The organism is Herbaspirillum frisingense GSF30 (genome assembly GCF_000300975.2).
GTDB lineage: Bacteria > Pseudomonadota > Gammaproteobacteria > Burkholderiales > Burkholderiaceae_D > Herbaspirillum > Herbaspirillum frisingense.
Genome location: NZ_AEEC02000041.1, coordinates 23,755 through 43,818, shown reverse-complemented (window position 1 = coordinate 43,818; position 20,064 = coordinate 23,755). Strand labels below are relative to the sequence as shown.

Genomic DNA, 20,064 nt, shown 5'->3' with positions numbered 1-20,064 from the left:
CCATATTATTGGCCAGCGAACTGCCGATGAAGCCGTACCACGACAACAGCCGCACCTGCACCGGCTTGCCGCCGTTGTAGCGGCCTGCGGCAACATTGCGCAGCAGAGTGCCCCAGCTCTCGCCACGTGGCCATTGACCTCCTTCACGCTCCAGCTCCATGGCCGGGTCGAAGCCCCAGCAGATGATCTCCACACTGGCGCGGGCTTGCTTGATGTCGTTGTGAATGCTGCGAAAGCCTTCCTCGCCGCAGTAGAGCATGGTCAGCTTGTTGCAGCGGTGGATGGGAGCGTGCTTGTCGTGCTCGCTTTCGAGCAGCCATTGCGCACTGCCCCAGCTGATGGGCGAGGCTTCACTGATGGGGACGCGGGATTTGCGGTGGGTGGTGGGCATGATGCGCTTGGATGAATAAGGGGTGAATCAAAAAGGCGGGCGGGATCAGCCTTCCCTGAACTCTCGATTGCGCTGGCGGTCTTGTACGTCCTCGTCAGCGGCGCGATAGCCACGCGCGGCCAGGCTGTCGTCCTCCGAATCCAGCGCGGCCTTGACCGGCAATTCGAACTCATGGCCGTTGCTCAACTTGACGACGTAATCGGTAGTACCTGGCGCGTGATCCTTGACGACCAGCTGTCCACGTCCGTCGGTCATGCCGTCGGCCACTTTGGCGCCGTCCTTGTAGAGGGCATACGGTTCGTGCGCGAAGATCCGGCCCGGCATCGAGTGCGAACGCAGCAGGAAGGCCAGGCTTTGCTTCTGCTTGAGTTCCTCCAACTTGACCGGCTCCGGCAAGCTCACCTGGGGGGCGTTGGCGGGGCCATCCAGGTTGTACTGCGCTGCATGCGCCTGCCAATTGCCGCTGGTGCCTTGTTCGATGCCGCCCGCATTGAAGCGCATGTAACTGCCCCCGCCATTGATGAGGACTTCTTCCTTGGCGGTGATGCTGATGCGATTGGCGGTGTGAGTGATGTTCAGTTTCGCCAGGATGTTGATGCTGTCCCTAAGCGCGGTGATGTCGATATCGGCGGCGGCGGCCACCAGTTTCATGCCGGCTTTACAGGCGAACAGGCGTACCGCATCCCTGGCGCTGGCCAACAGGCTCTTACCGGCGCTGATGCTGGCATGGGCGCCGCTCGTCAAGGCCGTGTGCTGGTGGCTGAGCAGATGCGTCGAACCGGCACTGCTGGTCTGGATGCCGGCCGGGCTAGAGAGGGTGAGATGGGGTTGCTGGAATTCGGGGAAGCCACTTTCGTTGCCAATGACCCGGCCCTTGACGGCATCATTCTGCTGATGCAGTGCCGCCGCCACCTGTCGCTGGTCACCGTCCCGCTGCGCCCCGGACTGCAGGGCGGCCAGCGACAAGCTGTCATGCAGATCGGCGCCCTGCTCCATGCGCGCCACCGTCTCGGCCATGTCGGTAATATGGCCTTCGGCGCCTGGCCGGGCTTCGGTCGTAAGCAGCAGGCCGCGCTGCGCACGCACCGCGCCGTGACCGTCGGTACGCAGTTCAAAGCCTTGCCCCCGGCCATCCTTGCGACCGACGTGGTCATCGATACGGGTAATGTGACCCAAGCTGAGTTGGCTGGACTGATGATCGCTCTTGAGCTGGACCTGGATCTGCTTCCAGGTATCGTCCAGGACCAGATGATTGCTTCTCCCCAAGGCACGGTTGCCCCCCTCGGGGGTGAGCTCGCGACTACGCAGGCCGGTCAGCGCACGCTGCTGCGGCAGGTCCCAGGGCGGCATGTTCGCCTCGTTATGGACACAGGCCGTGACCAGGGGATGATCAGGATTTCCGTCCAGCCACTGCACCACTACTTCGGAATCCACCCGAGGATGAGTGGCCAGCCCGCTCCGGGAGCCAGCCCAGTTGGTCGCAACGCGGACCCAGCAACTGCTGGTCTGCTCCCGATCCCAATGGAAGCGCACCTCGATGCGGCCGTAGCGGTCCACGTTGAGGCTGCCCTTGCCCTTAGGCCCGACTACGGTGGCCGTCTGCAAGGTAGCAATCCGGGTATCGACACTGTCAAAACCCGGGCCGGGGCGCCAGGGGCTATCCAATGGCTGGCAAACGAAGCGGTTGCTGTAATGCGCCTCCATATCGGCGCCTTGCAGATAATTGTTGCAGGCCTCGTGATGGACTTCCAGGATCAGGAATTGTCCGTCATCCTTGCCGTGGCGAAAATGTTCACGCAGGCGGAACGACCTGCCGGGTGTCACGTGACGGTTGTTCCCGTTGGCCTCGAACTGCAAGGTGCGGGCTTCAAGTTCCTCCATGCGCAGGCGCACCAGGCGCTCCGCATCAGCCAGGTTGCGAAATCCATAGTGGCCCAGGTAGCGATGCTCCTCCACGCGGGCGGTGGCCCCCTGCTGGACGATCGTGCGGATTTCCGTCTCACGCGGATAGGGCTGCTTGAAATCAAAGCCGGTGACCACCGAACGGGCCGGCACCACCTGCCTGGTCACGCGCCACTGCGCGATGGCGTCTTCGTCCTGCGCCCCGCCCTTGCTGTGGAAGCGGATTTCCGCACCGTCCTCGTCGAGAGGGCGGGCGCCGCAGGTGTCGTCACTCACGACCAGGGTGTGGCCATCCTCGGCATGCTCGTACCAGTAGGCGTATCCCTCGGCCGCCCAACGCCGCGACAGATAGTTGTGGTCGCTCTCGTCCCACTGCGTGCACATGGTGTATTGCGGCTGCTTGCGTACGACCGACCAGCGCCAGCGTGGCAGCCCACTGTAGGCCTTGAGGATCGCGTGGGTCTGCTGCTCTATCGTCTGCTGATGAAAGAGACGGCTGTTGCGGCGTAGGCGCGCGTAGTGCAGCCACGGAACCAGAATGGCCTCATAAAAGGCGATCGCGCCATCGGTCTTGACGAAGGTAAAGCGCGATACATAACCGGTAAAGGGGCGCAACCGGCCATCGGCCAGCACCAGCGACACGCAGAGCAGCTTACCCTGCATGCTTTCCAGTGCAATGGTGGCGTCGTCGCTGAGCAATTCCAGCGTGAAGCAGAAGTCTCTCGACATCGATTCGTGACCACTGAAACGGTGGATCATCAGCGGGGCCGAGGGGGCGTCGTCGTGAGGAAAGGAAAGACGCAATAGGCGATGGTGCTGATGCCGCTGATGCAGCATTTTCAGGATATTCATGGCAGCAAGAGAAGGATGATCCGGACCGGGGAGGCAGTATCGGCTCAGCGCGCGCTCTTGTTCTTGCACCTTGTTGAACTAATTGGCTGCTTCCGAAAAATTTCGACGAAGTTTTTCGCTGCACCAAACTGATTCGGTCATTCATCAAAATGGGGCAACTCAATTCGCACCGATAGCTTCGCCATCAGGCCTGAAAAATCCACGCACGTAAAAAGTGGATAGTCGCGCGCCCGCAAGATGCAAGCGCCGGATATTTTTCATCGTTCCGATTCCCTATGATCGCCGCAGCAAGCGATGAGGTCGTGCGTCCACGCGCACGGCGTCACGGCAGGTCGGTCTGCGCGCTTGCCACCTCCACATCCGGTCCACTCAATTCAATCAACATGGGGAAGAGCATGAAAAAACTGGTCGCAGGCGCCATGGCGCTCACGGCAATGACTTGTGCACAGCAGGCGCTGGCGCAAAGCCAGGTCAGCATCTACGGCATCATCGATACCGGCGTGGTCTATACCACCCACGCCAACGCTGCCGGCAACTCGGTCCTGAAGATGCCGTCGCTGACGGCCTCGTTTCCGTCACGCCTGGGCTTCAAGGGTAGCGAAGACCTCGGTGGCGGACTGCAGGCCATGTTCGTGCTGGAGTCCGGCTTCGCCGTCGATACCGGTGCCATGGGCCAGGGCAATCGCCTGTTCGGCCGGCAGTCCTACGTCGGCCTGAAGAATGGCTGGGGTAGCCTGATGCTGGGTCGGCAGGTCAACATGACCTACCTGGTCACGGCCAAGTCGGATGTGATGGGTCCCAACATCTTTTCCATCAGCAGCATCGATTCGTACATCCCCAACGCCCGCAGCGACAATGCCATCGGCTACCTGGGCAGCTTCAACGGTCTGACCGTCGGCGCCACCTACAGCTTCGGCCGCGATACCTCCAGCGCCGGCGGTGCCAGCGCCACCAACTGTGCCGGCGAAGTGGCCGGCAATGCCAAGGCTTGTCGCCAGATCACCGGTATGCTGGCCTATGACGGCAGCAGCTACGGCATCTCCAGTTCCTACGACATCCTGTACGGCAACACCGGTGCCGCCAATGGCCTCACCAGCAGCAACAATCACGATCAGCGCGTCACATTGAATGGCTACGTGATGCTGGGCCAGAGCAAGATCGGCGGCGGCGTGATCGACCGCAAGACCCGCGCAGCCACCGCCAATACCGATTCGGACCTGTACTACCTGGGCTTCTCCACGCCGCTGTCGGTCGCGCTGGTGCTGGACGCGCAGGTGGCACGGCTCAAGATCAAGGGCACGTCCAACAACTCCACACTGTCGGTGGCGCGCCTGACCTACAACCTCTCCAAGCGCACTGCGCTGTATAGCTCGGTGGGATACATGAAGAACGGCGGCAGCGCCGCGATCCCGCTGGACGTGGGCGGGACGGTCGGGGTCGGCATGAACCAGTTCGGCGTGATGACGGGTGTACGTCATACCTTCTGAGCTTGATCCCTCAGATCTCGGCGTCGACCACGGCGATCCATTGCAGGATGGCCTGCATTGCATCCGGCTCGCCGTCGGCCAGTGCCGTCTGTAGCATCTGGCTGCGTTCGGCCAGATGCTCGCGGCCCATGGCCAGCAGACCACCCTGCAGGCGATGCAGGATGCGTGCGGCGCGTTCGCCATCGCCGCACTGCAGGACCTGCTGCAACTTGTCCCGCTCCTGCGGCCAACTGTGCCGAAAAGCATCCAGCAGTACCTTTTGCAGCGGGTCACCCTGGTCCTGTACCGGCGCTGCCGGGCGGCCGAAACGGGATAGCAGTTCCTGCATCTGCTGCAGCGACCCTGGTTTATAGAGCAGGGCATCGAACAGTCCGCTGGGCAAGTGTGCCAGGCTGTCCGGGCCGGCGGCGGTAGTGGCGATGATGCATGCCCGCGCATGTTCCTGACGCACGCGTCGGGCCAGCGCGACGCCGTCCAGCCCCGGCATGTCCAGATCGGTGATGAGCAGGTCGGCGCGCTGCGCCTGCCATTGCGCCAGGGCGTCCAGGCCATCGCGTGCCAACCGCAGGCGCTGACAGCCCAACGCCTGCAGCTGTTGCTGGATCAGGGTCAGGTTCACGTAGTCATCCTCCACCACCAGCACATCCAGCATGTCCGGTGCGGCGGGCAGCTGCACGGCCTGCGGCCGGCCTCGCCATGGCGGTACGATCATTCCATCCTGCTGGCTCAGGGCCATCCGCCAGGCATGGCGGTCGAAGGCACTGACCTGGCGCCAGTGCGTCACGCTGCTGCTGTGGCGAACCACATCGGCACGGATCAGCACGGCCGTCTTCGATGCACTCACAGGCGCAGCCACGAAGGCTTCTACGCTGTCCGGCGCCACCAGATGAATGGTGGTCAGGCCGGCCGACTCCGGCTCGACCGGCTCGGCACCCCAATGTTTGAGGTAGGCGCGCAGCATGGCTGCGGTGCTCGCCTCACCGGCATGCAACGCCACCTGTCGTCCACGCAGCGGGGCGGCATGCTGCGAATCCGCTTGCGGCAGGGTCTGCAGCACAATCTCGGCGCCGAACACGCTGCCCTTCCCCGGCTCGCTGGCGAGGGTGATATCGCCCCCCATCAACTCGGCCAGGCGCCGGCACAGCGACAGGCCCAGTCCGGTGCCACCGAAGCGCTGGCTGATACTGTCGTCGGCCTGTTGCAGGGACTTGAAGATGCGCTGGCGCGCCCCGGACGAAACACCGATGCCGGTATCGGCCACCTCGAAACGCACCACGCTCACCCCCTCGGCAACGCGCAGCAGGCGCGTGGACAACGTGATGCTGCCGGTGCTGGTGAACTTGACCGCATTGCCAACCAGGTTCTGCAGGATCTGCATCAGCCGACGTGGATCGCCGCGCAGCGGACGTTCCAGCGCGACATCCGGCAGACAGCGGAACTGCAGTCCCTTGTCCAGCGCCAGCGGCGCGAACAGCTGGGCGCATTCTTCGAGCAGTTCGTTGACCTGCAACTGCTCGGAAGCCAGCGTGATGCTCTGTGACTCGATCTTGGTGATGTCGAGAATGTCGTTGACCAGGCTCATGAGCATGTCGAAGGCATGCCGGATCAGCTCGATACGCTGGCGCTGCGGCGCCGACAGGTCTTCACGCGTCAGCAACTCCAGGTGACCGATGGCCCCGTGCAAGGGGGTGCGGATCTCGTGGCTGACCTGGGCCAGGAACATGGACTTGGCCTGGTTGGCACGGTCCGCCATGCTCCTGGCGTCGCGCATCAGGGCTTCATGCGCCTTCTGCATGTTGAGGTCGATCATGCCCAGCAGTAGCACATCCTGACCCGAAAAGCGGGTGCGCGACCACACTGCCCCCAGGTGGCTCACGCCGCCGTCGCGCAAAGGCAGTTCGGCTTCGATCATGGCCTGGCGCAGATCGTCACCCACCCGCACCGCCGTGAGGATCTGGGCGTAGAAGCCGGCGCTGGGCAGTGCAGATTGCTCCAGCATCTGTGCCGCCACTGCATTACGCAGCACCACCTCGCCGGAGCCCGGCGCATAGACGGCGATACCCACCGGCAGGGTGTCAATGATGGTCTGGCTGAACTGGCGACTTTCCACCATCGCCAGCGCTTTCTTCTGTAGCGGGCCGATCACGCAACGATCAAAGTACAAGGTGGCTGCCCACACGAAAAGCAAGGAGAACAGCCCCCAGAACGCGCCGGTGATGAAGTTGCCCTGAAGGCCGGCCAGCACGTCGCGCCAGGTAAAGGTATAGACCACCACCCAATCCGGCCCCTCGATGGTCTGGGCGATGAAGAAGCTGCCATCGTCATGGAAATGGCCGACGTGATCATGCGGATCCATCTCGCGTCGCACATGCTCCTGGATGTGCTGCATCAGGCCCGGATCGACCTGGCTGTCCGGCTGGCTCAACAACTGGACGCTACCCTGTCCTTCGAAGACGAACAGTCCAGGGGTATCTTCGTTCTTCATGAAGAACTGGCGGAACTGGCTGGCCGGGACCGAGAAGACGGCCGTGGCCTCATCGCCCTTGTCCAGCTGGATACGCACGGCCAGCCTGGTCACCGCATTACGCACCAGCGGCGCGCTCAAGGCCGGACTCATCCATAGCACCCGCTGTCCGGTGCTGCCCTGGGCGCGGGCGGCACGCTCTCGTTCGGCGGCGAAGGCGGCGTTGACCGGTGCCCCCAGAGCGCTGATGAAGCGCGCGATACCCTGTTGCCTCACCAGAGCGAGCTCAGCGCCCTCCAGCGGTGGCGAGACCGCCAGGAAACCGGCATCGGCCGTATAAATGAAACCGTCCAGCGTCACCCCTGGCTCGGCAGGATTGAACATCGGCAGGGCCGACGCCTGACGCAAGAGGAGCAGCAGGCTGGCCAAGCGCAGGCGGTCGGCGGCCGTATCGCTGCGGACCAGGAGCGAGAACGGTACCACCGTCAAGTTTTCCGGACTGCGGGTGATCTGCCCGCCACCGACGTTGCCGGTATAACCCTCCAGCGTCAGCAATTCCCTCTTGTAAAGATGTTGCAGGCGTGCGTACATTTCGGCGAACTGGACCACACGCGCTGTCAGCCGGTCGACCTCGGACTTGATCTGCTCGCGCTTGCTGGTGAAGGTGCCGATCTGGCGTTCTCGGAACTGGGAAAAGGCGCTGTATCCAAGGAACAGGATGGCGCAAACGATGGCCGCCGACAACAGGCAGGCACAGCAGTAGAGCAGGCGCCGATAGTAGCGCTCGGAAAGGGCGAGGAGCTGGCGTGGCATGGGTTCCGGTGGTGCGCTGGATCAGTCGCCCAGGCTCTGGAAGACGCGACTCAGTTCGACGTCATTGCTCACGCCCAGCTTCTTCATCGCCGCCACCTTCTGGTTGCTGATGGTCTTGGGGCTGCGGTGAAGTCGTTCGGCGATTGCGGTGATGGACATGCCCTGGCAGATCATGCGCGCCACCACCAGCTCGCGCTCGGACAGCTGGCCCAGGCCGCTTTGACGCGGGTTGACGCTGAACAGGCTGCCCAGCAGGGCCGACGACAGGGACTGCGGCAGGTAGACCTGGCCTCCCTGCACGCTGTAGATGGCCTGTGGCAGGTTGACGAAATCACTGCGATTCTTGCCGATGAATCCGGCGGCGCCCAGCTCCAGGGCGCTGGAGATGATCTGCGGCTGGGCGTGGGCGCTGAGGAAGATCACCTTCATTGCCGGATGGTGGCGGCGCAGCCGCTTGAGCAGGTCCAGGCCGTCAGCGTGCGGGTCGTCGTCGAAAGCGTAGTCGCATAGCAGTACATCGACCGGTGTCTGCGCCAGCGCTGCCATGAGCTGGGCGATGCTCTCGGCGGAAAAGTGCAGTGCGATGTCCGTGCAGGGCGCCAGGATCGCCTCTATCCCGCGCAGAACCACCGGAAAATCATCGGCAATGCCGACCCGTATCGTTACCCCTCTAGTCGTCACGGCAACACCCCCTTTCCGAAACTGGCTTCATCGTCGATGCTTGTGTGGCGTGACCGCCTACCGGCCTCCTGACGTGATTCAACCTGGCAAAAAAATCCGGCAGCGCCATCGGCCTGGCAAAGTAATATCCCTGGAAGCGTCTCACCCCGATGCGGCGCAGGCCCTGCCACTGCGCCAGGGTCTCGACACCTTCGGCGGTGACGGAGGCACCGAATACCGCGGCCAGTGCCACGATCTTTTCGATCAGGCGACTGTACATGGAATTTCCGTGCATGGCAGCAACAAATGAACGGTCGAGCTTGAGGCAACTGATGCGGCCACAGGCCAGTTGGTGCAGGCGAGCGTCACCGACGCCGAAATCATCGAGCGCTATGGCGATATCGGCATGTTCGCACTGGGCGAACAGGCGACGGCAATGCACCGGCCCGAGATCGCCGCCGCGTTCGGGCATCTCGATCATCAAGCGTAGCTGCCCCTCCTGCAAGTCTTGCAACAGGGCCTGACATTGCGCCACCAGGGTATCGTCGTGCAATTGCTGGCCACATGCGTTGAAGGAGAGAAAGAAGGGTTGCAACAGACGCACCTGCGCCCGCTTCCAGGCGATGCTCAGTTGTCTGAGCATCTGCCGCGTGGCCGCCGCCAACAGTCCCTCCTCCTCCAGCCTCTGCAGAAAACTGCCCGGCGGCAGCATCCCGGCTTGCGGATGTTGCCATCGCATCAGGATCTCGGCACCCAGCCATTGGCCATCGGTACCGACGATGGCTTGCAGGAAGGGAAGGAACTGCCGTCGACGCAGCGCCTGCAACAGCTGCGCGCGCGTCATCGCGGGCATCCTGTCACTCCTGGTGCTGTGATAAGTGAGGCCAAGCATAAGAACTCCGTTCAGGGGTGGGAGGGCGGTGTCAGCGCAACTTCGTGTTCGCTGAGGCGGCCGTCGTCATTGATAGTCTGGTACCGCAGGTACGGTGCTTGCCAGGCGGCGGGCATCCCGGTCCGGGCATTTCCATCCTGCTGCAGCACATAGCGCTGCTGGCCATAGGGTGGGACCATCTGGTCGGGCGCCAGGCGCGGCGAGAACCCTTGTGCGCCATCGCCAAGCTGCAAGGCGGCGAAGGAGACGAAGTAGGGGCTGTCGTTGCGACATACCAGCACCCATGCGCCTTCTTCCCCGGGGTCCCGCGCCAGATGGAAGTGCAGTGCGTGGTGCCACTGCGGACCGGGGGCAGGCAGGCCTGGTGGGCGGTAAAACAGCTTGATCTGCGTGTTGATCCCCAGCAGTAGTCGTGATGCATCCTGCTGCGGGGCCTTGGCCGACAACAGCGCTATCTCATAGAGATTGAGCCAGAACACCGACTCGCGCCCGGCCGGCAGGGGATCGCCGGTGTACAACACCCGCACCTGGCTGACGGCGTGCGGCTGCAGTCGTTGTACCGCCGGCATGACGAACATCGAAGACAGCACCGTGTCCGGCGCCTGGCTGCCTTCCCCCTGATCGACCCAGCTCTGCATCATCACCGGGTAATCGTTGGTATTGGCCAGGCGCAGGCTGATCTCGCCAACGCCCTGGCTGAAGATCAGGCGCGTGCGTTCCGGCATGATCCCGGCCTCTCCGGTGCTGCATACTGTCAGGCTCAGCCACAGGAAGGCACAGCGCCACATGAACCACTGCCTCATTGCGTAGCTCCACTTGCCGCGGGCGGACCGGCGTCGGCGGGGAGGAAGGCTTCGCGCCGGGGCGCGGCGATGCAAGCGGCATCCAGGCGCAGGAGGGCTGCCTTGAGATCCTGGCCGTGCAAGTCGTAACGGACCGCGCAGCGCTCCTGCTGGCCATCCCCCCAGCGTACCAGCAGGTTGCCGCGCAACTGGGCGATGCGCAGATAGGCCTGGCTACCCTGCCCCACCATGCCCACCAGCTCGCCCTGCGGATCCAGCACATCGGCGCCCATGGGCAGAGGCTGACCATCGTCCCGCCGCAGCCGGATCAACAAGGCATGGCCGGAGCGGGTTCGGAAGTTCAGCTTCAGGGTGGCGCCGGCGTAGGGGATCACGGTGCGCTGGCTCTCAAGGATCTCGCTCTTGCTGCTCATCCCGGCGTCCGCCAGTTCCACGACATTGCGCTGGTAGGGTGACAAGGACGGCAGCAGCGCAAAGCCGTTGCTGTCGATCACCGCACCTTGACCGTTGAAGAGCCGGGCTCCCTCGGCCCCCTTGGCTTCGACCAGCGCAAAGGTATCTCCCAGATAGGGGCCAAAGGTAATGCCGCCACCATGCAAGGCCAGCGCGCCACGGGCATTGGCCGCAGCCTGCCAGTAGTCATGGCCACGCGCCAGGTTGAGATTGAGGTTGACCTTCGGCAGGCGCATGCCGACATTGCCATTGAGGCTGTCCTGTCCTCCTCCCGGTGCGTGGCTGGCACCCAGGCTGTAGCTGATGTGGCGCTCGCCCGGCACCATGGCGGAAAGCTGCGACTGGTACAGATCCTGTCCAGCCGCCTTGACCACCGAGCTGCTCAGGACCGGTCGATCAGCGCCGGCTTGCCCCAATGGAATGGAAAGCGACAGCATGACCGAGGAACCTGGTCGACCCGCTTGCGGCAGGCGAGGGTCCAGGCCCGACTGTACTCTGGAGGCGGCACTGACCTGCTGCCGCTGGAATGCCAGATTGATGCTCATGCCATTGCTCCACATGGTTGAATAACCGAACTGCAACTGGGTGATGCGGCTGCGGTTGTGATAGAAGGTCTGGGTCAGCCCGGAGAGATAGAGTGACCCCACGCTGCCCAGTTGCTGACTGAGCGAGACGTCGAACCGCGAATGCTGCTGATAGCTGCTGGAGTTGGCCAGCGCCCACTGGTTGCCGCGCCCGGCATGGCGTTCGCTGAGCACATCGGCCAGCTCACGGTAGCCGGCCGTCGAATAGCGATAGCTGGCAATGGAAAAATTGGTGCCGGTGGCCTCGAAGGCGTGCGAATACGACAGGCCCAGCATCCAGCCAGCGCGCGCCCCACGCCCGGTATCTGCGTAAGAATGATTCAGCGCCAGTCCGACCGACCCTGCCGGCCCTGCCAAGGTAGTTCCGATCAGCACCGAACGGTAAGCCCGGGCCAGTCGCATCCCGACATTGCCGGTCAAGGCATTGCTCAGACCACGTTGATAAAGCGCGTCCATGAACAGCGCCGGCGTGTCGGTATCACGCGTGCGCCCGGCGGTCAGGCTGTAGCGCGAGCGACCGGGGCGCATCGATTCCGGCAGTGCGGAAAATGGCACGCTGAAGCCGGAACGCGTGCCGTCAGCCTCGATCACGGTGACGTCGAGGTCGCCGTTGTAACTGGTCGGATACAGATCGTCAATGACAAAGCTGCCTGGCGCCACCGTGGTGCGATAGATCTCGCGTCCTTTCTGGCTGACGATGACCTGGGCATTGCTGCGGGCACTGCCGCGAATGACCGGCGCGTAGCCGCGCTGCGAGTCAGGCAGCATGCGGTCATCCGAACTGAGTTCCAGACCCTGGTAGGCCAGACCGGAGAGCAGCTTTCCGGAAGTGAAGCTCTGGCCCACCGTCAGTTCGCTGGTCCAGCCTGGCAAGGCGCGCCTGGCGTAGGTGCGTACCGGATTCCAGGCCAGCCCGGCATGGTTGTCATAGCCCAGACTGCCCTGCTGGCGCAGGCGCCAAAGACCGAGATTGACGCCGCTGTCGGTAAAGCCGTAGGTCGCGCTATGGCTGACCTGTGCCGTGCGAACGTAGTACTGGCTGATGCTGTAGTTGACGAAGCCGATACTTTCGCCGGCGTCGTAGTGTTCGGGGTCGACATAGCCCCGCGCCACGTGCTTGAGCTGTGCCTGTGGCAAGGTGAGGTTCAGGCGCAGATTGGCCAGATCAAACACCGCGTTTGCGCCCGGCGCAAGTTCTTCGAGGCGCGCACACTCGCGCTGCCCCAGTTGCGCCAGCAGATCTGGACGCAGGTTCAACATGGCAGCATCCTGCGCCTTGAAGCAGGCTGCGACGCCCTGCCCTTCGAACAAGTCGAAACGCAGCGACCGCCGGTGACTGAAACTGCCATTGACGAACACATCCACGCTGTAGGTGCCGGGCTCCACATTACCGACCCGGTTGAAGCGCGACAGGCTACCCTTGTTGACAGGGGAGGCCATCTCCAGCGCCTCCAGGAAGCGATAGCTCTGCTCCGGCTGCCCGGCCACCGGCGGGGCCATGACCAACAGACTGACGCCCAACGACAGCGCTGTCCAGTCGGCTCCCGCCCGTAGCGTTGATCTGCATGGTTTCACTACCGGTCTCGTCAGTGCAGTGGGTAGTCGCGCACGACTTCCGCCCCGAAATCATTGACGATGCGCAGTTGCATGCGCAGGTCCGAGCGTTCCACCGGCACACGTGTCAGCGGCCAGCGCAACTGCTGGAACGGACTGATCACCGTGGCCCGCGCCAGCGCTTGTTGCTGCTCTCCCTGCAGCAGCGTCGCCTGCTGCACCACGACGTGGTAGGCACTGGCGTTATCGACAACGACGGTGGCGGCACTGCCCGTACTATCGATGGAAAATGCCAGGCCATCCGGCGCCCGCGCAGCATCGGCCTCGCTGGCCAGTGCCATCGGTCGGTAGAACAGTTTCATGCGGCTGCGTACGGTGAGCACCAGCTGGTTTTCCCCAACGGAATCAGCCTTCAGGGCTGGCACCTGGAGAAAATTGAGGAAGAACAGGGACTCCCGATCCTGTGGCAACGCTGCACCCACATACGACAATCGCACCATCTGGCCACCATGCGGCTCTACCCGAAACACCGGCGGAATCACCAGGAACGGCGAGGACAAGGCATGGGCATCGCCGCTGCGACCATCGTCGAGCCACACCTGGACCAGATTGGGGTGATCGTCCGGGTTACTGAAACGCAGCGCCTGTTCGTTGGCGTCGGCCGGATAGATGATGCGCGTGCCAAGCATGGTCACGCTGGCCTGGGCGCTTGCGATGAATACCAACACCATGATGAGCCCTGCGAGCAAGCTTGCTTTTTTCATGTTCAAAACGGAAAAGGCACCGCGGCGGCGATCCAGCGGCGGCGAAGGTGAAGCGACAAAGCTGGCGCCGGCGCGCATTCAATCTGCGAGACGCGTGGATTGAATGTGCACCGGACCTGAAGGTAGCGAAGGAGATGATCAACAAGAGGCGACGCTGCAAGGCAGCCGCCCCGGAGGGCGGCCCGGCCCGCAGGTCAGAGGTAGTCCAGCGCGTACTGCACCGATCCGATGACCGAACCGGCTCCCGCAGAGCCAGCCTCTGAGATGTAGCGCACGGAGAAGGTATGCGACGCACTGGTGGCGCCCGTGGCGATCTCCAGACCATCAACCGAGACGGCACTTCCGCCGACCAGCTTGATGGCTTCTCCGCCCATGCCGGCACGCAATTGCAGCGCCACGTTCTTGGCGCTGCCGAGGTTGGGGATGTTGTTACCACCGGTGGCTGAACTGGCCAGGAACTGGGTCTTGATCTTCAGTGAATCCGAAGCCGATGCCGTACAACCGCTCACGCTGACCACGAAGGGAGTCTCACCGGCGGCGCTGCCAGCGGCCACCAGGTCGCCCGCGGCGACCGTGGGCAGCAGCACCACTGGATTGGTGGCGCCATCGACCATCACCTGGCAGGTCTGCTTGCTGACCTGGCCACGGAAGCTGATGGTATTGCCGGCCGCCAGCACCAGGGATGGCGAGACCAACATCAGGATTGCAAGATACTTTTTCATGTTTACCCCCAAAAGGATTCGGCCGACAGAAAGAAAATGCAGACGCCGACCGAAGCGCCCTGCACCGATCGCATCTTAGGCAAGAGCGGGCATCCGGAGGATCGGCGCACGCCCATCGACGGGCTGGCGAAGTCTGATTGCGGCATGGGCGAAATCCCATATGTAGTGCTAGGCATCGGCCCATGCGCATTGCGGGTCAGGCCCATTCACCGGCGCAGCGCGGGGAGCGATGATGGCTGGTGTCTCCTTCCCCTCCCTTTCCCCTTCCCCACCCCATCGCTCATGTCCCTCTTTCCTCACTATCCTCATCGCGCGCGCACGATGCTGCTTTTGCTGATGACGCTTTCCCTGTGGCTGCTGCTGGCACCGACGGCAGAAGCCATCTGCAAGCGCAACAACCGCGCCGCCTATCCGTTCGCGCCGCTCAGTGACGGCGGCTCTGCCCAGTTCTGGTTCGGCCGCATCAATCTGGCCAGTACGGCGATCCAGCCACCAGGCAGCATACTGGGCAGCGCGGTGGCCAGCGCCGCTGAAGCGGCCGGCATCAACGGCGATACCCTGCTCTGGACCTGCGATCTGGCCGATGCCGACCAGATCTATGAAGTCTTTTCCACCAATGGCGATGACAGGGTCGGTGGCTATGCCGAAATAGGTATCAAGGATGGCCTCCATGGTTTCTATCGCACATGGTTTCCCGGGGTTGCGATCCGCCTCACGCATCTGCGCTCGGGCAAGATCCTTTCCCGCTATTACCAGTCCAGCAAGCTCGATACCTATGATGTCGATCAGGCCACCAGGAAGATCCTGATCCGCGCCCGTCACCTCAGTCCGATCAAGGCCGAGGTGGCGAGGGTATCGGACCTGACACCGGGCACCGGAACCAGCAACTGGTGCAGTGGCGCACCGGACAACACGCGCTGGGCCGCCGTCGCGTATGAGTGCACCCAGCCCAATGGCTACCTGATGCTGCGCGGCCCCGGCTATAACCGTGCCAGCGGCGACATGGATGATGATGGTGAAGACCATGCCTATCGCTACCTGTTCTTTGGCGCGGCCAATGGCATTGCATTCGGCATGCGCATGGGCGCAACACTGAGCGTGCTGCCCTCCTGCGTGGTCCAGAATGTGACACCGGAAGTGGTGTTCCCGCCGATCTCGGAAACCGAGCTCAATCTGGGGCAGACGCGCCAGGTGGAATTCACGCTCTCATTCCGCTGCGACGAGGGCATCGGCAGCAAGCCGCCTTTCGCCGCCGGCACGGATGACAACCAGACCGCCTTCGGCCTCCAGGTTTCACCGGGTGCGCTGGCGGCTGCCCGCTTGCTGGGCTATGTGAATCAGAGTCAGGGGGTACGCTATCTGCTTTCGGACAACTACGGCACCGACCCGTCGCTGGCCAAGGGAGTGGGGATAGGCCTGAGCGATGCAGACAATCAACAAGAGATGCAGTTCCTGAGTTCATCGGTGACCGGCCAGTGGCTGTCGCAGTCCTTCCCGTCCGGCCGCAATGCCGGCTGGTATCGGCTGAGGGCAACCGAGGAACGATGTCCTCCCAGCCCGCCGTCGCCCGCTGCAGCCGTCGAACAATTTACGATCAACAAGCGCCTGACGGCGACGCTGCAGAAACTGCCGGGGCAGACCGTCACACCGGGAAGAGTGTTCTCGACCGCCTATGTCATCGTGAAGGTGCAGTGAAGGTCTCGGTCCTAAGCGGCCTTCAGTCGCCCGGGCTGGTCATCATCGATGGGAAAATGCAGCAGTGCCGCGACGATTCCCACCACGAAGGTGGCCATCCACAGCAAGGAATACGATCCGCTCAGTTCCAGCATCCAGCCTCCCAGCCAGGCGCCGAGGAAGGAACCGATCTGGTGGCTCAGGAAGCACACGCCGAACAAGCTGCCCATGTGGGTCGGACCGAACAGGCGTGCCACCAGCGCCGTGGTCAGCGGGACCGTGCCCAACCAGGTCAGCCCCATGACTGCGGCAAACAGGGTCACCGACAGACTGCTCTTGGGGGCGATGAAGAACAATCCGATCGCGGTGCTGCGCACCAGGTACAGCCAGCCCAGCACCTGCTGCGGACGATAGCGACCGCCCAGCCAGCCGCAGGTCCAGCTGCCGGCCATGTTGAACAGGCCGATCAGCGCCAGCGCCGTCGCCGCCAGGCCGGTGGGCATGTGGCACAGTTCCAGATAGCCCGGCAGGTGGGTGGCGATGAAGGCCAGCTGGAATCCACAGGCGAAGAATCCCAGGGTCAGCAACTGGAAGCCACGGTGCCGCAGTGACTGCACCATCACCCGCCGCAAACCGCCCTCCCGGCGCGGCATGACCGGCGTACTGATCGCTGGGGAGCGCAACACCAGCCCCAGCGGCGCCACAATCAGGACCAACGCGGCCAGCACCAGCAGCGCCAAGCTGATCCCCGAGGCTGCGCGCAAAGCCTGTACCAGCGGCAACATCAGCACCTGGCCCAGCGAGCCCCCGGCACTGACCAGCCCCATGGCGCTGCTGCGCCGTTCGGGCGGTACGCTGCGTCCCACCGCCGGTAGCACCACGCCGAAGCTGGTGCAACTGATACCCACGCCGATGAAGACTCCCATGCCCAAGACCAGCAAGGCGCCGTTGGGGGCGAGTGCCGTCAACGCCAGGCCGATGGCATAGCAGACCGCGCCGAATGCCACCACAGGCGCTGGGCCATGACGATCGGTCATGGCACCGGCCAGCGGCTGCGCCGCACCCCATACCAGGTTGTGCAGGGCGATGGCGAAGGCGACCAGGGTCACCGGCAGGCCGTGACCGTAGGACAAGGGACTGATGAACAGGCCGAAGGTCTGGCGCGATCCGAGCGCCATGCTCATGATGGCGGCACCGGCCAGCACGGCCCAGAGACGTTTGTGGCTCACAGAAGCATGGCTCATGGCAAGAGGCGATCCTGGATAGATGAATGATGCAATTTGACTCTGAAAAGAGAGCGCATTCAAATGACTTCGGCACGACTATCCATTCCAAAATGGAATGCGAAATGATGGACAACGGATGCCCACGAGGATGCACGACTATGCTTCAATAGCGCATCCGACCTGCTCCCCTTGCCGCCCCCCATGACACTCCCTCTCGCCAAGCTGCCGCCGCTGGACCTGATCCGTGGCTTTGTCGCCGTGGGTCGCCGCATGAGCTTCACGCTGGCGGCACAAGACCTGTTCCTGACCCAGTCGGCGGTGAGCCGCCAGGTCCATCTGCTGGAAGAATTCATGGGAACCGCCCTGCTGCACCGCCACCACCGCGCAATCTCCTTCACGACCGCCGGTGAGCGGCTGTTCCGCAGCTGTGATGCGATGCTGCTGCAACTGCAGGACAGCATCGGCGAACTGCGCGCCGCCCAGGCAAGCCGTCCGGTGACCATCACCGCCAGCATCGGCATGACCGGGCTATGGCTGTTGCCGCGCCTGTCGCGACTGCAGCAGCAGGTGCCGGGGATAGACGTACGGGTGGCGGCCAGTGACAGCGTGATCGACCTGCGCCACGAAGGCATCGATCTGGCCCTGCGCTACACCACGCGCGCCCAGACGCCGCCGGAAGCGATCCGCCTGTTCGGGGAATCGGTGGCACCGGTGGCGCACCCCCTGCTGCTCAAGCAGGGCAAGCTGCCGGCCGATACCACCCTGGTCGAATTCGAACAAGCCAACCCGCGCCTGCGCTGGAAGGATTGGCTGGACCATGGCGAATGGAAGAAGAAGCACCGCATGCTGCGCTTCAACCAGTACGACATGGTGATCCAGGCGGCACTGGCCGGACAGGGCGTGGCGCTGGGCCGCATCGAACTGATCGGACCGCAACTGGCCAGCGGCCAGCTGGTGCTGCTGGGCGAAGCACGGGCGCAGGACGAGGATGGCTACGCCTACTGGATGATCCAGGCCACCCCGGCAGCCCGCCGCGAAGTACAGCAGGTCGCCGCCTGGATACGCAACGAGGCCGGGACCAGCCTCACGGGCTGAAGCTGGCTGGTTCCCTGCAGGCGGCCAATGCGTCGTCCAGCCGGTCGTTGCCCCAGAACATCTCCTTGCCGACGAAGAAGGTAGGCGCGCCGAAGATGCCTCGCGCACGGGCCAGCACGGTCTGCTCGCGCAGGCGGGCGCGATTGTCTGCGGACTGCGCATCCTCCAGGAGGGAGGCTACGGGCAGGTCCATCGCCGTCAACACTTCAGCGACCGTCTCGGCGCTGTCGATGTCGCGGTCCTCGGCGAAGTTCAGATGCATCATCAGACGGCAAAAGCCACCCACCCAGTGCGTCCCGGATCCCGCCAGGGCGACCAGGGTGGGCAGCACCGCAGGACGCGGAAAGCGGCTGGGACGCCGCCACGGCAGGCCATACTTGCGACACTGGCGGGCCATGTCCTGCCAGGTGTACTCGCCCTTCTCCTTCTGCAACACGAAAGGAGACGTGCTCCAGCCCAGTTCGCGAAACACCGGCCCCAGCAGGAAGGGGCGCCACTGTACGGATACACCGGCCAGTTGCGCCGCCTGCTCGATGCGCAGCGTGCTCAGGTAACTGTAGTTGCTGCCGAAGTCGAACCAGTATTCGATCACGGGATGCGGTGCGCTCATGCATGCACCACCAGACAGCGGATTTCCAGGCTCTGACGCAAGGGGGCCCCGGGCCGGATGTCGGGAAGGTCGAAAGCGGTATGCGGGGTGAAGCGTGCCACGCCGCTGGTGCGCGAATCGAACTGCTTGAACACCAGCGCATGGTGACGATCCATCTGCGGGAAATAACACCAGCGATGCGCAGGGTTGTGGCGCATCAGATAGATTTCTCCGGTGCGCCGTGGATAGCGCACCTCGCCCCGCACCAGGTCCTCGCGTGCCACGCTGCGCGCGTCGACCACGGCCAACGGCGTGTCCTCGATCACGCCGCGCAGGCTGCGCCAGATGTTGATGATGGAAAAGTGCCGGGCAAAGGGAATCAGGTCCGAATCATGCAAGACCATGGACAGGCGCCTGCGCCCCGAGACTTCGGTGTAATCATTGTGGATGCGACCGTTGGCTGCCGGCGTGGCACCACGGGCGGCGCGCCCGAAATCCAGCGTGGCGCGTGCAGGGTCGCGCTCGCGCACCAGGTGATCGAAGACATAGGCATGGGTGCCACCGGTCACCTCCAACGCCAGCTCCACTGCTTCGGCATAACAGATCGCCTCGATCTCGTCGGCATCGGCCGGATTGCGCAAGGCCGTGGGGGCGTTACACAATTCGAAACCGTTGGTATCGATATCCAGGTCGCGCCAGCCGCCGGCATCGGCGATGAAGGTATCGTGCACGGTGTAGTCGGCACTCTCCCAGGGAACGCCAGGGGGTGGCGTATAGGCATAGCTGACCGGGTCACGGGCATGACTGGCGAGATAGCTCAGCTGCGCCCGCACTCCGCGCCTGGCATCAGCGTGACTCATGTCGGCGGGCAGGTGGGAGGTAGTCGTTTCCATACTGGCTCCGGGTTCAAGAATGGCTGTCGGTAATGCCATTGAAGCAGTGCAGCAAAACCTGTTCAAACGACTAATTTGATCTTACGCATGCGCGATGGGAATGCGAAACGGCATGATGGCCAGGGTCGCACGTCCTTGCGACCGGCATCATCCGTCGCCGCATATGCATATGACGAATCATTTCTTGGCGCCCTGCCCGCCGTCGCGCTACGGTCTCGGTGTGGTATCGCCTTCCTGCATCCCCGT

Annotated in this window: 16 protein-coding genes; 4 read left to right on the top strand and 12 right to left on the bottom strand. The window is 63.5% G+C overall.

Annotated features, from left to right (window positions below; genetic code table 11):
- Both HFRIS_RS21195 and HFRIS_RS21190 read right to left on the bottom strand, forming a co-directional pair.
- Positions 1-391 (bottom strand): phospholipase D-like domain-containing protein (locus tag HFRIS_RS21195; protein WP_006465055.1); only part of this gene is annotated, 391 nt, incomplete at its 3' end.
- 45 nt (positions 392-436) lie between these two features.
- Positions 437-3,145: a type VI secretion system Vgr family protein gene (locus HFRIS_RS21190; RefSeq protein WP_152486733.1), complete on the bottom strand. Its 2,709-nt coding sequence runs from the start codon at positions 3,143-3,145 to the stop codon at positions 437-439.
- 395 nt (positions 3,146-3,540) lie between these two features.
- Here HFRIS_RS21190 and HFRIS_RS21185 point away from each other — a divergent pair, with 395 nt between their 5' ends.
- Positions 3,541-4,632: a porin gene (locus HFRIS_RS21185; protein WP_006465053.1), complete on the top strand. Its 1,092-nt coding sequence runs from the start codon at positions 3,541-3,543 to the stop codon at positions 4,630-4,632.
- A gap of 10 nt (positions 4,633-4,642) precedes the next feature.
- Here the strand turns inward: HFRIS_RS21185 and HFRIS_RS21180 are convergent, their stop codons facing one another.
- From HFRIS_RS21180 to HFRIS_RS21155, 6 genes are all read right to left on the bottom strand, one after another.
- Positions 4,643-7,909 (bottom strand): hybrid sensor histidine kinase/response regulator, encoded by a 3,267-nt coding sequence (locus HFRIS_RS21180; RefSeq protein ID WP_006465052.1) that lies wholly within the window; start codon positions 7,907-7,909, stop codon positions 4,643-4,645.
- 21 nt (positions 7,910-7,930) lie between these two features.
- The gene (locus HFRIS_RS21175) at positions 7,931-8,590 is read right to left on the bottom strand and encodes a response regulator (RefSeq protein WP_051110952.1); all 660 of its coding nucleotides are present in this window, start codon (positions 8,588-8,590) and stop codon (positions 7,931-7,933) included.
- A complete protein-coding gene (locus tag HFRIS_RS21170) occupies positions 8,580-9,461 on the bottom strand; it encodes an EAL domain-containing protein (protein ID WP_051110951.1) in 882 nt (293 codons plus the stop codon). The genes HFRIS_RS21175 and HFRIS_RS21170 overlap by 11 nt, the downstream gene beginning before the upstream one ends.
- Before the next feature lie 11 nt (positions 9,462-9,472).
- The gene (locus tag HFRIS_RS21165) at positions 9,473-10,186 is read right to left on the bottom strand and encodes a fimbrial biogenesis chaperone (RefSeq protein WP_244436327.1); all 714 of its coding nucleotides are present in this window, start codon (positions 10,184-10,186) and stop codon (positions 9,473-9,475) included.
- Between the two features lie 74 nt (positions 10,187-10,260).
- Positions 10,261-12,876, bottom strand: a complete 2,616-nt coding sequence (locus HFRIS_RS21160) for a fimbria/pilus outer membrane usher protein (protein WP_039876790.1) — start codon at positions 12,874-12,876, stop codon at positions 10,261-10,263.
- An 11-nt stretch (positions 12,877-12,887) separates the two neighbouring features.
- Positions 12,888-13,586, bottom strand: coding sequence for a fimbrial biogenesis chaperone (locus HFRIS_RS21155; RefSeq protein WP_006465042.1), 699 nt, complete (start codon positions 13,584-13,586; stop codon positions 12,888-12,890).
- Between HFRIS_RS21155 and HFRIS_RS25490 the strand changes: the two genes are divergently transcribed.
- Positions 13,570-13,722: a hypothetical protein gene (locus HFRIS_RS25490; RefSeq protein ID WP_161625987.1), complete on the top strand. Its 153-nt coding sequence runs from the start codon at positions 13,570-13,572 to the stop codon at positions 13,720-13,722. The two genes, HFRIS_RS21155 and HFRIS_RS25490, sit on opposite strands and share 17 nt — an antisense overlap.
- Positions 13,723-13,813: 91 nt before the next feature.
- Here the strand turns inward: HFRIS_RS25490 and HFRIS_RS21150 are convergent, their stop codons facing one another.
- On the bottom strand, positions 13,814-14,341 hold the full coding sequence (locus HFRIS_RS21150) for a fimbrial protein (RefSeq protein WP_039876786.1): 528 nt from the start codon (positions 14,339-14,341) through the stop codon (positions 13,814-13,816).
- Between the two features lie 36 nt (positions 14,342-14,377).
- On the opposite strand from HFRIS_RS21150, the gene HFRIS_RS21145 reads away from it, so the two are divergent.
- Positions 14,378-16,036: a fimbrial protein gene (locus HFRIS_RS21145; protein WP_244436326.1), complete on the top strand. Its 1,659-nt coding sequence runs from the start codon at positions 14,378-14,380 to the stop codon at positions 16,034-16,036.
- Between the two features lie 11 nt (positions 16,037-16,047).
- On the opposite strand, the gene HFRIS_RS21140 is transcribed toward HFRIS_RS21145, so the two are convergent.
- Positions 16,048-17,259 carry an MFS transporter gene (locus tag HFRIS_RS21140; protein ID WP_006465039.1) on the bottom strand — a complete coding sequence of 404 codons (1,212 nt, stop codon included), beginning with the start codon at positions 17,257-17,259 and terminating at the stop codon, positions 16,048-16,050.
- 183 nt (positions 17,260-17,442) lie between these two features.
- Between HFRIS_RS21140 and HFRIS_RS21135 the strand changes: the two genes are divergently transcribed.
- Positions 17,443-18,336, top strand: a complete 894-nt coding sequence (locus tag HFRIS_RS21135) for a LysR substrate-binding domain-containing protein (RefSeq protein WP_006465038.1) — start codon at positions 17,443-17,445, stop codon at positions 18,334-18,336.
- Here HFRIS_RS21135 and HFRIS_RS21130 read toward each other — a convergent pair.
- Both HFRIS_RS21130 and HFRIS_RS21125 read right to left on the bottom strand, forming a co-directional pair.
- On the bottom strand, positions 18,326-18,946 hold the full coding sequence (locus HFRIS_RS21130) for a 2-hydroxychromene-2-carboxylate isomerase (RefSeq protein WP_006465037.1): 621 nt from the start codon (positions 18,944-18,946) through the stop codon (positions 18,326-18,328). The two genes, HFRIS_RS21135 and HFRIS_RS21130, sit on opposite strands and share 11 nt — an antisense overlap.
- Entirely contained in the window at positions 18,943-19,818 is an 876-nt protein-coding gene (locus HFRIS_RS21125; RefSeq protein ID WP_051110950.1) for a CmcJ/NvfI family oxidoreductase, read from the bottom strand. The genes HFRIS_RS21130 and HFRIS_RS21125 overlap by 4 nt, the downstream gene beginning before the upstream one ends.
- Positions 19,819-20,064: the final 246 nt, after the last annotated feature.

What these genes read in the sequence shown, in the direction of transcription:
- HFRIS_RS21165 (WP_244436327.1), bottom strand. Translation starts at nt 10,186, where the DNA reads ATGCCGGAACGCACGCGCCTGATCTTCAGCCAGGGCGTTGGCGAGATC.
- HFRIS_RS21135 (WP_006465038.1), top strand. Translation starts at nt 17,443, where the DNA reads ATGACACTCCCTCTCGCCAAGCTGCCGCCGCTGGACCTGATCCGTGGC.
- HFRIS_RS21140 (WP_006465039.1), bottom strand. Translation starts at nt 17,259, where the DNA reads ATGAGCCATGCTTCTGTGAGCCACAAACGTCTCTGGGCCGTGCTGGCC.
- HFRIS_RS21145 (WP_244436326.1), top strand. Translation starts at nt 14,378, where the DNA reads ATGCAGACGCCGACCGAAGCGCCCTGCACCGATCGCATCTTAGGCAAG.
- HFRIS_RS21125 (WP_051110950.1), bottom strand. Translation starts at nt 19,818, where the DNA reads ATGGAAACGACTACCTCCCACCTGCCCGCCGACATGAGTCACGCTGAT.
- HFRIS_RS21170 (WP_051110951.1), bottom strand. Translation starts at nt 9,461, where the DNA reads ATGCTTGGCCTCACTTATCACAGCACCAGGAGTGACAGGATGCCCGCG.
- HFRIS_RS21150 (WP_039876786.1), bottom strand. Translation starts at nt 14,341, where the DNA reads ATGAAAAAGTATCTTGCAATCCTGATGTTGGTCTCGCCATCCCTGGTG.
- HFRIS_RS21180 (WP_006465052.1), bottom strand. Translation starts at nt 7,909, where the DNA reads ATGCCACGCCAGCTCCTCGCCCTTTCCGAGCGCTACTATCGGCGCCTG.
- HFRIS_RS21190 (WP_152486733.1), bottom strand. Translation starts at nt 3,145, where the DNA reads ATGAATATCCTGAAAATGCTGCATCAGCGGCATCAGCACCATCGCCTA.
- HFRIS_RS21130 (WP_006465037.1), bottom strand. Translation starts at nt 18,946, where the DNA reads ATGAGCGCACCGCATCCCGTGATCGAATACTGGTTCGACTTCGGCAGC.
- HFRIS_RS21155 (WP_006465042.1), bottom strand. Translation starts at nt 13,586, where the DNA reads ATGGTGTTGGTATTCATCGCAAGCGCCCAGGCCAGCGTGACCATGCTT.
- HFRIS_RS21185 (WP_006465053.1), top strand. Translation starts at nt 3,541, where the DNA reads ATGAAAAAACTGGTCGCAGGCGCCATGGCGCTCACGGCAATGACTTGT.
- HFRIS_RS25490 (WP_161625987.1), top strand. Translation starts at nt 13,570, where the DNA reads ATGAATACCAACACCATGATGAGCCCTGCGAGCAAGCTTGCTTTTTTC.